The 13,823-nt window shown below is 35.9% G+C and carries 15 protein-coding genes; 8 read left to right on the top strand and 7 right to left on the bottom strand.

What is annotated here, in order from left to right; translation table 11 throughout:
- Positions 1-353 precede the first annotated feature (353 nt).
- Together AABB81_RS04030 and AABB81_RS04035 are read right to left on the bottom strand one after the other, a co-directional pair.
- On the bottom strand, positions 354-1,523 hold the full coding sequence (locus AABB81_RS04030; RefSeq protein ID WP_342158795.1) for a baeRF7 domain-containing protein: 1,170 nt from the start codon (positions 1,521-1,523) through the stop codon (positions 354-356).
- A 19-nt stretch (positions 1,524-1,542) separates the two neighbouring features.
- Positions 1,543-1,989, bottom strand: a complete 447-nt coding sequence (locus AABB81_RS04035) for a DUF2267 domain-containing protein (RefSeq protein WP_342158797.1) — start codon at positions 1,987-1,989, stop codon at positions 1,543-1,545.
- A 264-nt stretch (positions 1,990-2,253) separates the two neighbouring features.
- Between AABB81_RS04035 and AABB81_RS04040 the strand changes: the two genes are divergently transcribed.
- On the top strand, positions 2,254-3,021 hold the full coding sequence (locus AABB81_RS04040; protein ID WP_342158798.1) for an exodeoxyribonuclease III: 768 nt from the start codon (positions 2,254-2,256) through the stop codon (positions 3,019-3,021).
- A 63-nt stretch (positions 3,022-3,084) separates the two neighbouring features.
- The gene (locus AABB81_RS04045) at positions 3,085-5,028 is read left to right on the top strand and encodes an erythromycin esterase family protein (protein WP_342158800.1); all 1,944 of its coding nucleotides are present in this window, start codon (positions 3,085-3,087) and stop codon (positions 5,026-5,028) included.
- Positions 5,029-5,056: 28 nt separating this feature from the next.
- Here AABB81_RS04045 and AABB81_RS04050 read toward each other — a convergent pair whose 3' ends face one another.
- The 4 genes from AABB81_RS04050 to AABB81_RS04065 all read right to left on the bottom strand — a co-directional run bounded on the left by AABB81_RS04050 (position 5,057) and on the right by AABB81_RS04065 (position 7,185).
- A complete protein-coding gene (locus tag AABB81_RS04050; RefSeq protein WP_342158802.1) occupies positions 5,057-5,689 on the bottom strand; it encodes a phosphoribosyltransferase in 633 nt (210 codons plus the stop codon).
- 15 nt (positions 5,690-5,704) lie between these two features.
- The gene (locus tag AABB81_RS04055) at positions 5,705-6,349 is read right to left on the bottom strand and encodes a dienelactone hydrolase family protein (protein ID WP_342158803.1); all 645 of its coding nucleotides are present in this window, start codon (positions 6,347-6,349) and stop codon (positions 5,705-5,707) included.
- A 5-nt stretch (positions 6,350-6,354) separates the two neighbouring features.
- Positions 6,355-6,705, bottom strand: a complete 351-nt coding sequence (locus tag AABB81_RS04060; RefSeq protein ID WP_342158804.1) for a hypothetical protein — start codon at positions 6,703-6,705, stop codon at positions 6,355-6,357.
- A gap of 72 nt (positions 6,706-6,777) precedes the next feature.
- Positions 6,778-7,185 carry a hypothetical protein gene (locus AABB81_RS04065; protein ID WP_342158806.1) on the bottom strand — a complete coding sequence of 136 codons (408 nt, stop codon included), beginning with the start codon at positions 7,183-7,185 and terminating at the stop codon, positions 6,778-6,780.
- A gap of 157 nt (positions 7,186-7,342) precedes the next feature.
- Here AABB81_RS04065 and AABB81_RS04070 point away from each other — a divergent pair, with 157 nt between their 5' ends.
- Together AABB81_RS04070 and ligD are read left to right on the top strand one after the other, a co-directional pair.
- Positions 7,343-8,011: a BON domain-containing protein gene (locus AABB81_RS04070; protein WP_342158807.1), complete on the top strand. Its 669-nt coding sequence runs from the start codon at positions 7,343-7,345 to the stop codon at positions 8,009-8,011.
- Between the two features lie 81 nt (positions 8,012-8,092).
- Complete coding sequence (ligD, locus tag AABB81_RS04075) at positions 8,093-8,992, top strand: non-homologous end-joining DNA ligase (protein ID WP_342158808.1); 900 nt, start codon at positions 8,093-8,095, stop codon at positions 8,990-8,992.
- 222 nt (positions 8,993-9,214) lie between these two features.
- Here the strand turns inward: ligD and AABB81_RS04080 are convergent, their stop codons facing one another.
- Positions 9,215-9,418 (bottom strand): dodecin family protein, encoded by a 204-nt coding sequence (locus AABB81_RS04080; RefSeq protein WP_342158809.1) that lies wholly within the window; start codon positions 9,416-9,418, stop codon positions 9,215-9,217.
- 372 nt (positions 9,419-9,790) lie between these two features.
- On the opposite strand from AABB81_RS04080, the gene AABB81_RS04085 reads away from it, so the two are divergent.
- From AABB81_RS04085 to AABB81_RS04100, 4 genes are all read left to right on the top strand, one after another.
- Positions 9,791-10,174: a hypothetical protein gene (locus AABB81_RS04085; RefSeq protein ID WP_342158810.1), complete on the top strand. Its 384-nt coding sequence runs from the start codon at positions 9,791-9,793 to the stop codon at positions 10,172-10,174.
- A 196-nt stretch (positions 10,175-10,370) separates the two neighbouring features.
- On the top strand, positions 10,371-11,315 hold the full coding sequence (locus AABB81_RS04090) for a sodium:calcium antiporter (protein WP_342159651.1): 945 nt from the start codon (positions 10,371-10,373) through the stop codon (positions 11,313-11,315).
- Between the two features lie 217 nt (positions 11,316-11,532).
- Positions 11,533-12,027, top strand: a complete 495-nt coding sequence (locus tag AABB81_RS04095) for a DoxX family membrane protein (protein ID WP_342158812.1) — start codon at positions 11,533-11,535, stop codon at positions 12,025-12,027.
- Positions 12,024-13,616 (top strand): Gfo/Idh/MocA family protein, encoded by a 1,593-nt coding sequence (locus AABB81_RS04100; protein ID WP_342158813.1) that lies wholly within the window; start codon positions 12,024-12,026, stop codon positions 13,614-13,616. Before AABB81_RS04095 ends, AABB81_RS04100 begins: the two co-directional genes overlap by 4 nt.
- The last annotated feature ends 207 nt before the right edge of the window (positions 13,617-13,823 follow it).

Genomic DNA, 13,823 nt, shown 5'->3' on the forward strand with positions numbered 1-13,823 from the left:
ATAATTTTAGAGATAAGGTTATATGAAAAATTGGTGAAAGTTAGATGACAAATTTAAAATCTTCAGGAAACAGGAGGCTTCGGCTTCCTGTTTCTATTATCATACTTATTGACATAGAATGTATGTATCTGTAAGTCTGAATGAAGCGTTTAATGTTATGGTTTAATCATTTTAAATTTTGATTTTATTTTAGAGGTAAAATAAAATTGATCATATTTATTCTAAAGTTAAAGTATAAAATAGACGCTTCACATGGAACAGGGAAGTTGACGCTTCCCTGTTCCTATTTTTAGGCTTTACTAAAACTTTAGAATCTTAGCTTATCTTCTTTTAAGTGTATAACTAACAAGCCCTCAATACCTGAAGATTGCACTAAGTGGCTGTTCCTGAACCGGCATGTCATTGGGTTCGAGCTCATACACTTTTCCCTTTTGCATAAAGGTATGCATAGCGGCAAAGTTTAATAAGGAAACATTGGTTAATTTTTTCGACTCATCAAAGCGTACAGTGTCATTTTCTTTGTTATAAAGACCAAAAAGGTCAGGGCCTTTTCTTACGAATAATGTGTCTATTTTACCTTTTAATGCAGCAGGAATAATTTCAGACGGGGTATATGAAATTTTTGAGGTATGGTACAATTCTGTAAATAAATTCAATTTGGATTTTTCAATTTCCTGGAAGTGTTCTTTCATCAGTTCCCAGGATTGTTGGTGCATCTCCTTCTTATCCCTGAATTCAGGATCTCCTCCTAAGTATTTCTCAAATAGGTTAGGGTATGAATTTGCTTCTTTATAAATCGAATGTAATGGGGCCGAACAAGCCAATACCAAAGGAGCTTTTTTATCTGAAATTAGCTGGTTTATTCCTTTGTCAATCGCTCTAAAAAAAACTATCATTTCTTCATAACGATCGTCTTTTCCCTCTCCGTGACCATGAAAAGATCCTGCACGATGCGTCGCCTGGCCACTTCTGAATTGCAGCATTTTAGACTTGTAATCAAATCCAACAGCCTTCTCAAGTTGGTCAGGTGCAATATCTTCAATTGAAAGCTCTTTACAGCTGTATCTCGAGCATTTGTAAAGCTTTACATAATCTCCACTTAATTCTAATAAGTAATATACGCCGTCATTATGATACATCGGCAATAATGGTTTTAAATAAAAATGATCAGCAACATAAGTGCGAGATTCAAACGCTATGGGGAGGAGATAATAATTCAATCCATCCTTATTTAGAAAAACAGCCAACCCGTCAGCAGGATTTCTCCATAAATCTACTTCTGAAATTAGGTCTGTGATGGGTTTTAAATAGTTGTTTATTTCTTCTTCGTCTAATGCATATTTGACCAAATCGCTATGTGCTTCATTGATACAGCGCCTTAAATTAGCTTGTGCAAGGTGTTCATTTTGCTCTTTGCCTGTTTTATACATGGGTACATATATTGAAACCGAGTGCGAGCTTCTTTTTGAAGCCAGAGCTTCAAATGCTTTTTTTGAAATCGGAGGATGCTGAGAAGTATTCATAACTGTTACATTGAAATTTTTAAATCATTATTTTATGATAAACTATGGCTTTAAGGTCTTTAGGGAGGGATGATTTTATGTCATTTAATTCGCCCGAAGAAATATACCTGCTCAGCAATAAAAATGTGGTATGTATATATTGTATTGCGAGTTCATAAGAGCTAAAATCATGCATTGAAGTAATCCCGTCAAAATCTCTGATTAAATCAACAAATTCGTTCATATTCTTAACCTTTTTCGTTTTTCGTTTAGACCAGCCGTTTACATAGACTGCCTTTAAAAACATAGGTAATTGGGCTAATAATTGTAAGGATTCCTCTGTTGGGATCACTTCTCTCAAACCGTGTAATATAGAAGATAGTATACGACCGGCTTTATCGCTGTCTCCGTCAAGCATTAATTCTTTGTCATACTCTTTTAGGAATTCGTTTGCTTCTGCTGCAAATTGGTTAAAATTTAGTGCCATAACAATACTTTTATCAGTTAAAATCCATGCGTGTTTTTTACATAATAATTCCGAGTCCGATTTCATAAAAAAATATGATATGCAATGAAACCAGTATTTCGGATCATCAGTCAAAGTATGATTATTTATAAATTTATGCAATGATCTGCGTCATCGTTGCCAAGTTTATTTAGGATTTGGGCCTGGACCGGATAAATATTGTTTGATCCTGATTAAGGTGATTTTTTGTTACTATATTTAAGCATGTTTTTAAAAAATACGTGAATGACGACAATTGTTTCATGGAATGTAAACGGCATCAGGGCCGTCGTAAAAAAGGGCTTTTTTGAATCTGTAAAAAAGATAAATCCCGAAATACTGTGCCTGCAGGAAACCAAAGCACAAGACAAGGAGGTCATCAAAGCCATAGCTTCATTAACCGGTTATCATATCCATGTTAATTCTGCAGAAAAAAAAGGGTATTCGGGTGTTGCCACACTTTCTAAAACTAAACCACTTGCAATCACCAAGGATATGGGTATCGCTGAACACGATAATGAAGGCCGGATAATTTGCACCGAATATCCGGGTTTTTATTTGGTTAATGTCTATGTCCCAAATTCAGGACAGCGTTTGGAAAGGCTCGATTACAGAAAAAAATGGGATGCGGCTTTTCTAAACTATTTAAAAAATCTGGAAAAGAAAAAGCCGGTAATCATTGCCGGTGATTTAAACGTCGCACATCAGGCTATTGACTTAAAAAACGACAAAGCCAATTATAACAAAACAGCAGGTTATACTCAAATAGAAATAGATGGCATGAATAACTTAACAGGATCTGGTTTTATAGATAGCTTCAGGCACTTTCACCCTGACGAGGTAGCTTATACCTATTGGAGTTATCGTTTTAAAGCAAGGGAACGAAATACAGGATGGCGCATTGACTATTTTTTAATCACAAAGTCTATCATTGAAAAAGTACAAAAAGCTACAATTCTTTCAGAATATTATGGATCGGACCATTGTCCAATTATTCTTGAAATTGAGGTGTAAATGATCCTCATCATTTTAAAAATGAATTGATCTTACTACATTTAATTCTTGATAAAATGAGTTATGAAGAATAATATGACGATTGCTCAATTCAAAAAAAAGGGTATAACAAATCCTTTATTATTAAAAGCTTTTCAGGATATCCCTTTATCACTTCTTAGTTCTAACGAATCGCATTGGTTTAAAAATCAGGAGGCCAGTACCGGGGAAATACTTGAAAATATAGAGCCAAGGATCATGGTGCTTGCACAAATGATAGAGCACTTAAACATTGATAAAGGAGAGAAAATACTAGTGATCGGAGTTGATTCGGTTTATATTTTAGCCGCTCTTTCTAAAATCTACAGAGAAGTAGCTGTTGTCGAAACCAATGATGTTAGCGCAAAATGGATCACAGAATCACTAATTAATTTGGGAGTGAATAATGTAAGTATTAAGATTGATCATCAAAAAACAGGATGGAAAGAAAAAGCACCATTTGATGCTATTTTAATAGCGTATGAATATGAAGAAGTTTCGCAAACACTCAAAGAACAGTTAAAAACAGGCGGAAAATTATTAATACCCATTGGACCTGATTGGGCCCATTCCATATTTGAAATTATACAAAGAGTTTCTGACACCAATTATAAGGTAGAAAAATTAAGGGATAATTTCTTTATACCCAATGCCAAAATTTTACCTGAAATAGGGTCAAAAAATTTCCCAAACAGTGAAATTATTAAAGAAATAAAAGCTCATGCCATTCCTTTTAGCTCAGTTAAAGACTATCCAATAGAAGGCCTTATCGATAGAATTGGCGATGCAAAAGTTGTTTTGCTGGGTGAAGCATCACATGGAACATCAGAATTTTATGCAACTCGCCAGGAAATTTCAAAAGCTTTAATTGAGCAAAGAGGTTTTAATTTTATTTGTGCCGAAGCAGATTGGAGCGATGCGGAACATATAAATAATTATGTTCGAAATAAACCTACACAAAAAGACTGGCTTCCATTTACGCGCTTTCCTCAATGGATGTGGAAAAATAAAGAAGTACTGGATTTTGTCGAATGGCAGAAAGCTTATAATGAGCGTCATCATAACAAGACAGGATTCTACGGATTGGATTTATATGGATTGGAAAACTCCATACATCTGGTCATTGATTATTTAGAAAAAGTAGACGCCAATTTAGCCAGCCTTGCAAAATCGCGCTATGCTTGTATCACACCATTTATGTCAGATCCTGCTATTTATGGTAAAATGGTATTGAGTAAACAAATGGCCAGCTGCGAAAATGAGATTTTGAAAATGCTCTTTGACTTGCTAAAAAACAAAAACAAATTAAACCATTCCCCTGAATATTTTTATGCTTATCAAAATGCCAATGTGGTTGTAGATGCAGAGCGGTATTATAAAGCAATGTACTATGGCAGTGCTGAATCATGGAATCTTAGAGACTTTCATATGTTCCACACTTTAAAATCACTTCTATCCTATTTTGGTGCCGATACAAAGGCAATAGTTTGGGCACATAATTCGCACATTGGCAATGCGCTTTCAACAGAAATGTATGCCAGAGGAGAAATAAACATAGGTCATTTGTGCAAAGAGTACTTTAGAGATAAAGCATACCATATTGGTTTTGGAACACACACGGGATCCGTTGCTGCTGCCCATAATTGGGGAGAAAAAATGGAAGTAATGAAGGTAAAACCTTCTCTGCATGATAGTTACGAAAACTTATGTCATCAAACTAAAATTCCTTCATTTACCCTTCCTTTGCGAAAAGACCCCAAAAGGGTAAAATTGAGAGAAGTTTTAAATACGCCACAACTGGAACGTGCCATTGGTGTAATGTATCGACCCAAAACAGAACGGATGAGTCACTATTTTCGTGCTGTTTTGCCTTCTCAATTTGACGAATATATATGGTTCGACGAATCACAGGCTGTAACTCCCCTTACTGCCACAACTATAAACCCCAAGCTTTTGGTGAATCACCCCTTCGGGTTGATTGATCAATAAAAAGCAAAAATTTCCTGCTGTACGGGCATCAGACCTTTTGATTTGCTTTATTCAATAATTGTTTGACTTCAGCGTCATCTACCTGATCAAAATTTTCATAAAACTGCCCTACTGCCCTAAAATTACCGGGAACCAAAGGACAAATAACCTCATCTACAAATGTTGAATCCTTTAACTTCCTAATGGAATCAGGCGGAGCCACAGGTATGGCCACGACAATTTTGTCGGGTTTTTCATCATAAAGCATTTTTATTATAGACAGTATAGTATTCCCGGTCGCTATACCGTCATCAACAATGATCAGGGTTTTATTTTTTAACAGCAACGGTTTTCCGTCCCCATAGTAATCAAGGTAACGTTGATGAAGTTTATCCCTAATCTTTTTTGTTTCCTCTTCAATATAATCCGGCGAGATATCAGTGGCCGCCTCACTTAAAATACGGCTTTTTAAGGTTACAGCCCCAATTGCATATTCCTTGTGTAAAGGATGTCCGATTTTTTTTGAGAGCACAACTTCCAGAGGTAATTTTAAGTACCGGCTAATAATAAAACCCAATGGTATTCCCCCTCGCGGTATTGCCAAAACAACCGCATCCTTCTTAGTGTATTTTTCTAATTCTTTGGCTAATAGAAAACCCGCTTCATTTCTATCTTTATACATCTCAATTCAATTCTATCATTTTAAGTATTTATCAAACCAATTAGAGGACAATTCAGCTACTTCTTCCAATTTTCCCGGTTCTGAAAATAAATGAGTTGCACCTTTAATAATTTCCATTTTTTTAATGCCAGCCAGTGAATTATAAGCTTTATTGTTTAATTCAATGACGATGTCGTCATTACCTCCTACAATCAAAAGTGTCGGCGCTTTTATTTTGTGCAGCACTGGCATCGAAAGATCCGGTCTGCCTCCCCTCGAAACAATTGCCTTAATATCATTTTCAAGGCGTGCAGCTGCACATAAAGCGGAGGCCGCACCTGTGCTAGCACCAAAATAACCTGCAGGCATGCCTTCCAGCTCCTTGTCTTGTTGTATCCATTGGGTGACGTTTATCAATCGTTCAGTAAGCAGGTCAATATCGAATCTATTTTCATAAATACGATCTTCCTGTTCTGTTAACAAATCAAAAAGCAAGGATGAAAACCCATCATTTTGAAGAAATTCAGCTACATAGTTATTCCTGCTGCTTAAGCGGCTGCTTCCACTTCCATGTGAAAAAATGACCAATCCTTTTTGATCATCGGCAATTCTTAATCTTCCATTAAGTTGTACATCCATTAATGGGATAACGATTTCTTTATACGCTACTGATGTTTTCATGTCAATTAATCCAAATATTTTTTCAACAATTTAATTTGCCATTTCCCAACAGATGAAAGATCTGGACTGGCATTGAGCAAGACGAGTCCGTATGCCAGTTTAGACAATTTGCAATCATTAATGATTTCTTTGTTTTTATCGGTAAAAACAGGTATAAAATGTTTCTGGATTTCTAAGCCTGAAGACTTTCCTATTTTAATGGCTTTTAGAACAGCCTCAGAAATTTGATTTGGTGATAACCCTTTTTTTAATAAGTCACTCGCCAGGTGATTTAAATGTATATAATAATAAAAGTCCAGGAAGTTATTGATGGCATCAGGTTTATTGTATTTGTTTTGATAAATTAATAATTCCATTTAATAAGTCTTTAAAACTGACCGCTGATAAACGATTTGGCACATCACATCAATAGTCAGTATGGTTAGTTGCTAAAGATTTTTTACATATTCAAAAACTACTTTTTTGAAGGTTTTGAAATCACTGCTAAACGTATCCATTCTGGCAGTCAGCATCCGGTGTTTTTCCCGGTAATCTGCATCTGCTAATCCTTGTTCGCCTTTTACCAATCTGGATAGTAATTTCTCGTGTTCGAGAATATCATCTTCAATAGCTTCAAAAAGGTCAGTGTGAATTTTATCCAAACTTTTGAGCATAACAGAATAGTTCTGCTCACTATCGCTTAGAGATTCTTTTCTTTTTAATAAATTTTCAAAGAATCGTACCTCGTCTTTCCAAAAATAAATGGTATCCAGCCATTCCTGGCTTTCAAAATGTAAAACGTCCAATCCTGCTCCTAGGAGTAATTTCGCTTTTGGGTTTGAAGTCATTGTTTTCATGATTCTAATTTTCACAATTCCCTATAAAGTTGCAAATACATAATGTTATATAAAATGATGAAGGTCAATCAGAATATTGACCTGCATCATTTCGAATACAGCAAGACTCCATTAATTTTGTGGGATAAAGGAATATTCAAATAAAAAAATAAAAATTATGAAAACAGATTTTCAAATTAAAGAAGATGTACTGGATGAATTGGCATGGCAACCTAATATTGATGAAACTCAAATTGGTGTTATTGTTGAAAAGGGAGTTGTAACGCTCAGTGGTATAGTGAACAGCTATACAAAAAAACTGGATGCGGAAAAAGCTGTTAAACGCGTTGAAGGAGTAAAAGCTGTAGCTCTTGATATTGAAGTAAAATATGGTACCGATTTCAAAAAAACCGATAAAGAGATCGCTAAAGCCATCGTTGAGGCCTTTGAATGGAACTCTGCAGTTCCCGCAGACGATGTTAAGGTAAAAGTTGAAAATGGCTGGGTTTACCTTACAGGTGAAGTACAATGGAATTACCAAAAAAATGCTGCAAAAAATGCTGTTGAAAACCTATTGGGTGTCATAGGTGTAAGGAACCTGATCACGTTAAAAGATAACATAGAACCTGCAGACATAAAAGATCGAATTAAAAAAGCATTTCAACGAATGGCTACCCTTGAGGCAGATGGCATAACTCTTGAAACCCATGGGAACACAGTTACACTAAGAGGTAAAGTACATTCTATCAAAGAAAAAGAAGATGCCGAAACCGCTGCGTACAACGCACCCGGCGTGTATGATGTAAAAAACAGACTTGAGGTAGAGTATTTTTCAGAATACGCCTAAAAATTCTGAATGCTAAACTGTTAAATAGCCTTGATATTTTATCAGGGCTATTTGTTTAAAACCCGATTGTAAAAAAGTCAAATGCAAACAGGCAATCACAAGCTGCAAATTTCAAAAAAAGAGAAGGTATTATTCCCTAAAAGCGGTATTACAAAAAATGATATTGTTTTATATTACGATGCAATGGCAGATCATATTTTGCCCTTCTTAAAGAACCGTCCTTTGACTATGCAACGATTTCCACATGGAATCGGCCAGCAAGGTTTCTTTCAAAAAAATGCTTCAGAATATTTTCCCGATTGGATACAAACCGTAAAAGTTAAAAAAGTTGATGGTTGGTTAAACCAGGTGGTCTGCAATACAAAAGAAACGCTGATATATCTTGTAAATCAATATACCCTCACATTTCATGTTGCCTTGAGTACCGTTAATTCGATAAACAAGCCCGACAAGATGATTTTTGATCTGGATCCTCCAAAAGGAGATTTTCAGTTGGCTGTTGACGGGGCTAAAACCATAAGGCAACTTTTAGAAGAAAAACTTAAACTAAAGACCTATATCATGACCTCAGGGTCAAAAGGCTTACATGTTGCCGTGCCTCTAAAATGCCATGAGAATTTTGATGAAGTACGTCAATTTGCCAGGCAAATATCAGAATACATTGCCGATAAAAATCCGGAAAAGTACACAACGGCCATAAGGAAAAACCAACGTAAGAGTAGGCTTTACATTGATTTTCTTCGCAACTCTTATATGCAAACCAGTGTGTCTCCATTTTCTATAAGAGCCATCATGGGTGCCCCTGTGGCGACGCCTTTGCAATGGACAGAATTAAACCAAAGGGGCATGTCGGCCCAAACCTATACCATGCATAATATCTTTAAAAGGCTGGAGCAGGTAGAAAATCCATGGAGGGATTTTAATAAAAATGCCAAAAGCATTCTTAGTGCCAAAAAGAGATTGCTTGAACTTGTTAATTGACCTTGACCGGAATTGCACCCATTTAAATTACCTTTCGATCATGAACAGAAGATCTGATGTGCCAATCGAACAAAGGGTGCCTGAGCTGCTCTAAGATCCTGGTCTCTTTGCAGATAAAATAGAAAAGAGTATCCAAAAGGAAAATCAGGGGTTCACAGATCCTTCAGAATACTCTTTATACAAGCTAACTAAACATAACTTACTATTGGTCTTCTGTTTTTGTTAATCCAATATGCCAAAACACACTTTTGTGTTTACCCTATATTCTGTAACCTTATTATTCTTTACGGTTACCTGCATGTCTTTAACGTACACAGATTTAATATCTTTAACTGTTTTCGAGGCTTCGTTTACCACGTTTTTAACAGCATCTTCAAAACTTACCGTAGAATTCCCTAATACTTCAATGACTTTTAATACTGACATCACATTTCTATTTAATATTAATACTTCTACTAATGTAGTATCCATAGTTTTTTTAGGCAATGATCTGGATCAATGGCCAAAAATTAAAATCCTACCCAAGGACCTACTTTAATACTAAACCCTTCAGTAATATGATTTTTAGCCATTAAGGAAATGTTTAAATCATTAAGTTTGATTTTCTATAAACTAAAGGTTTTTAATTAAATTTCAATCCTGTCATATTAGGTCGTAAGAGCATACTTTCATCATGGTATTTTTAAATATCATGATATTCCTCATATAAAAATTAATACCAAGTATTTAATTTAGGGGCTAAACTGTATCCAAACGACAATTCGGTTTTCGGGAATATTATTATAAAGAAAGTTCATCATGCTTTTTAAAAAATCAAGAATAAACAGATGGGAGGTTTTTACCTGCAGGTTATATGAGGTTCTTCCCGAAGCATCGTTCATTGAGGATATCCCGCGACATCCCATTATAAATTTCACTATTGCACATAAACAATTCAAAATTTATAGTTTAGAGAACTATTTGAAGAGAACAAAATTTTGTACTGAATTTTGTACGTATCTTGAAATATCAGGGATAGACAATACTGAAATTGGTATTTTAAAGAAAAGCATTCGTGAAAATCTGAATTGCGATGTCATTACAAAGAAAAAAAGTATTATTGTAAATATATCTAAAACTCGTAAACTTGATAAGCTCATAAAGTTTATTGAAGAACAAAAAAAGGACAGTTTTATAGTTTAATTTTCAATTAAACGTAAATTGCAAAAAATAGTCAACAATACTTTTGGAGAAGAAATTTAAAAAAAATAATATTTTACCAATACTTTCAAAAAAGGGGAACATTAAATATTTTGTTTCGGTTTTTATGATTTTGGCAGCCTATTTTTGTTATCTGTACATAAAGGGCCCAGTGCAAATCGTTTCCTTGATTTTTGCAATGCTTGGTATTTTGATCATGTTTAATATACCTTCAAAATGGGTGGAGGATAGCTTTTCAAAAATTTCTTATAAATTCAAAATTTCTTCGGCTATTGCCGGAGGTTTTTTTTTGGCAATAGCAAGTTCTGCCCCTGAATTTTTTACCGCAACTTCAGGAGTCTTATACTATAGGATCTTTAGTATAGGGTTTGATACTTTAATTTGGTCAGCCATTTTTAACTTATGCATTATTATTGGCGTGGGCACATATTTTAAGAATCCCTTACTTATTAGAAGAAGTATCCTGGTTAGGGATATGCCATTTTTAGGAATTGCAATTTTTATTTTATTGATTTTAGCATTGGATGGGGTTTACTCAACTGTAGATTTTATATTACTGATTGTTGTTTATTTAGTCTATTTATCATTTTTATATTTCGATAAATCCAAGTCATATCCAGATACTAAAACCAATTTTTCCAGGAAGGAGATAATTTTAAAATTGTCTTTTGGCCTTATTCTGATTGCCCTTTTAGCGCATTCCATGGTATCAATTGGTCAGGAAACCATAAAACTATTTGAACAATTTTATGGCTTTGCACTCCCTGTCGGCGTGTTGGCTTGCACAATCTATGGTCCGGGAACTTCAATTGCCGATTTGTTTATGTCAATAGCAGCAATTAGAAAAGGCAATTATACGGCTGCTGTCGTAAATGGAATAAGTTCCAACACTTTTGATTTAACCATTTGTATTGGCATACCCGGCTTGGCCTATACTTTTTTAACAGGGAAAGAAATTCTTATTAATTTGAACTCTTCATTGCTAATCATATCAATGCTTTCAATAAGCTTTGTGTTGGTGTACTTTATTTTGAGAGATGGAAAAGTTACAAAAAGAAAAGGAACAATTTTACTAGTTTATTTCTTGAGCTGCATGATTGTATATTTAATTCAAATATTTTGATAATTTAGAAACTGCTGCCAGGTTCGTTCTAGCAATAGCATCCGTTAGAAGGGCTTTAAATTCAAGATCATCATTTGCTCTATCAGGCTTAAAATAATCAGATAAATTTTTAACCTTTTTTTAACTTGGTAAGCGAGTGTGGATCGATACCATATGACTAAAATCATAGATATTCCTTACTGACGGCTTTAGCTTTGTTTCTCATAAGAGAACTTATATGACTATACCGAAAAAAACATGGGAACTAAAAGACAGCGTAGTTCTATTGCGAATTCTCATAGGCTGGCACTTCTTATATGAAGGAATTATAAAACTGTATAATCCTGATTGGACTTCATATGGTTACCTGGTTTCGGCAAAAGGGCCATTTAAACCTATTTTCACGGCCTTAACCGACCAAACGATGATCGGCTGGGTAGATGGCTTGAATATAGCTGCTCTCATCATAGTAGGTTTAACGCTTACACTCGGATTTTTCGAAAAAACAGGTGCTTTTATTGCAATGGGTTTACTCGCTTTGTATTATCTCGCACATCCTTCATTTCCATGGCTCGCAGAAGTTAACGTAGAAGGGAGCTACTGGTTTGTAAACAAAAATTTAATTGAATTCGCTGCCTGTCTGGTACTCTTTCAATTTCCAACAGCCCGGTATTTTGGTCTGGAACGTCTCTTTAGACATAAGAAAAAAACACTTAAAACTGCGAAACTATGAAATGGACAAGAAGAGATATCATAAAGGGTTTAGGTGGTTTACCCATTGCTGGAGCTATCTGGTGGGCAGGCGCCTCCAGCAGTGTGCAAAGCAGTGAGGAGCGCAATAAATTATTAAAACAGTTAAATATAGAACCTTCCTTGCCCAGGATACTGCCATCTGTAGACGGTTCACCTGTCAGAGTCGGAATCATCGGGTTTGGTATCCGTGGTGAGCAATTGTGTCGATCCCTCGGATTTGCCACAAAGGGGTGGTTAGACAATATGCAAAAGGCAGCAGAAAAAAACCCTAATCATTCAGCTTTATCCGATTTTAAAAGTCAGGAAAAATTAAACGTAAGGCTGGTTGCTGTCTGTGATGTGTTCGATGTTCGGGCGCAAGAAGTAATAGATTCTTTTTCTTCAAAAGAACAACCCGTAAAACGCTACAGAACGTACCGGGAAATGATACGCAGTGGTGATGTAGAGGCGGTCATTATAGCAACCCCTGACCACTGGCATGCTCCAATGGCTATTGATGCTTTAGAACACAATGTACACGTATATGTCGAAAAGCCCATGACCCATACCATTGAAGAGACCTATCGCTTGAGGGAAGCAGCTCAAAAATCGAAAGCTCGCCTGATGGTCGGGCATCAGCACCGGCAGACCTTGAGTTTTCAAACTGCCAAAGATGTGGTTACTAAAAATACTTTAGGCCATATTTCTATGATACAGACCAATACGAATAGAAACGACGACAATGGAGCATGGAATTATGACATTGATAAAGATGCCAATGAACAAACCATTGATTGGGAACAGTTTTTAGGATCAGCTCCCAAAATACCCTTTAATAAAAATCATTTTTTCAGATGGCGAAAATGGTGGGCCTATGGCTCTGGTTTATCAGGTGACTTGTTAACCCATGATTACGACCGCTTGAATTGTGTATTAAATATGGGGATTCCAAAATCAATTTCGGCTTCAGGCGGTATTTATACCCATATCGACGGGCGAAATGTACCTGACGTACTACAGGCAAATATGGAGTTTCCCGACTATAGCATTGGTGATAGCCAAGCAAAAGATAAGGAGAAAGGAATGACATTTATATATAGTGCTACCCTAGGTAATAGCTTTAGCAGGCCCACGATTTTAATGGGTCATGATGCTACCATGGAACTAGGCAATCGTTTAACCGTTTGGCCCGACGGAGGTTCAACCAAATATGCTGAGCTGCTTGAGGCGAATGCCATGAAGCCATCGGTACCTATTTTTCAATACGATCCAGCTGCCAATGTACCGGATGCAATTTCATCTGCTACTTCGCAATATTTTGCGGATAAGGGCTTGATGTGGACCTATATTGATGGTGTTCGGGTTGATTCTACTTTTTTACACTTGAGAGAGTGGCTTAGTGGAATTCGAAATGGCACCGAATTAAGTTGTGGCATCAAAGAAGGTTTTGAAGAAGCCATTACGGCTCATATGACAGGACTCTCGTGGAAACTAGGTCGGCGTATCGATTGGGATCATGAAACAGAAACGATCAAGCCTATTGAACATATTGATTTTGATGCCGTTTTGCTTGGCAGTACGAACTACTAAAATATTATATCATTGTTGAATTAGGGATTATTTAGGTTCCTACCTGAAATAAATCTCAGTAACTTTAACAAAGAAGCACGGCTTCGAAATTCAATATTCGATATTCGATATTCGATATTCTAATAAAGAGGATTAACTCCGTTGATCCCAGAGGGGGGTCCTGTGCGATTGTTAAAACCCAAAAACAAGCTGCGCTTGTTGGGTTTT

This window comes from Lutimonas vermicola, assembly GCF_038433205.1.
Classification (GTDB): Bacteria; Bacteroidota; Bacteroidia; order Flavobacteriales; family Flavobacteriaceae; genus Lutimonas; species Lutimonas vermicola.

Bases quoted from the DNA above. Each gene is read 5' to 3' on its own strand.
- AABB81_RS04030 (WP_342158795.1), bottom strand. From the start codon at position 1,523: ATGAATACTTCTCAGCATCCTCCGATTTCAAAAAAAGCATTTGAAGCT.
- AABB81_RS04035 (WP_342158797.1), bottom strand. From the start codon at position 1,989: ATGGCACTAAATTTTAACCAATTTGCAGCAGAAGCAAACGAATTCCTA.
- AABB81_RS04040 (WP_342158798.1), top strand. From the start codon at position 2,254: ATGACGACAATTGTTTCATGGAATGTAAACGGCATCAGGGCCGTCGTA.
- AABB81_RS04045 (WP_342158800.1), top strand. From the start codon at position 3,085: ATGAAGAATAATATGACGATTGCTCAATTCAAAAAAAAGGGTATAACA.
- AABB81_RS04050 (WP_342158802.1), bottom strand. From the start codon at position 5,689: ATGTATAAAGATAGAAATGAAGCGGGTTTTCTATTAGCCAAAGAATTA.
- AABB81_RS04055 (WP_342158803.1), bottom strand. From the start codon at position 6,349: ATGAAAACATCAGTAGCGTATAAAGAAATCGTTATCCCATTAATGGAT.
- AABB81_RS04060 (WP_342158804.1), bottom strand. From the start codon at position 6,705: ATGGAATTATTAATTTATCAAAACAAATACAATAAACCTGATGCCATC.
- AABB81_RS04065 (WP_342158806.1), bottom strand. From the start codon at position 7,185: ATGAAAACAATGACTTCAAACCCAAAAGCGAAATTACTCCTAGGAGCA.
- AABB81_RS04070 (WP_342158807.1), top strand. From the start codon at position 7,343: ATGAAAACAGATTTTCAAATTAAAGAAGATGTACTGGATGAATTGGCA.
- ligD (WP_342158808.1), top strand. From the start codon at position 8,093: ATGCAAACAGGCAATCACAAGCTGCAAATTTCAAAAAAAGAGAAGGTA.
- AABB81_RS04080 (WP_342158809.1), bottom strand. From the start codon at position 9,418: ATGTCAGTATTAAAAGTCATTGAAGTATTAGGGAATTCTACGGTAAGT.
- AABB81_RS04085 (WP_342158810.1), top strand. From the start codon at position 9,791: ATGCTTTTTAAAAAATCAAGAATAAACAGATGGGAGGTTTTTACCTGC.
- AABB81_RS04090 (WP_342159651.1), top strand. From the start codon at position 10,371: ATGCTTGGTATTTTGATCATGTTTAATATACCTTCAAAATGGGTGGAG.
- AABB81_RS04095 (WP_342158812.1), top strand. From the start codon at position 11,533: ATGACTATACCGAAAAAAACATGGGAACTAAAAGACAGCGTAGTTCTA.
- AABB81_RS04100 (WP_342158813.1), top strand. From the start codon at position 12,024: ATGAAATGGACAAGAAGAGATATCATAAAGGGTTTAGGTGGTTTACCC.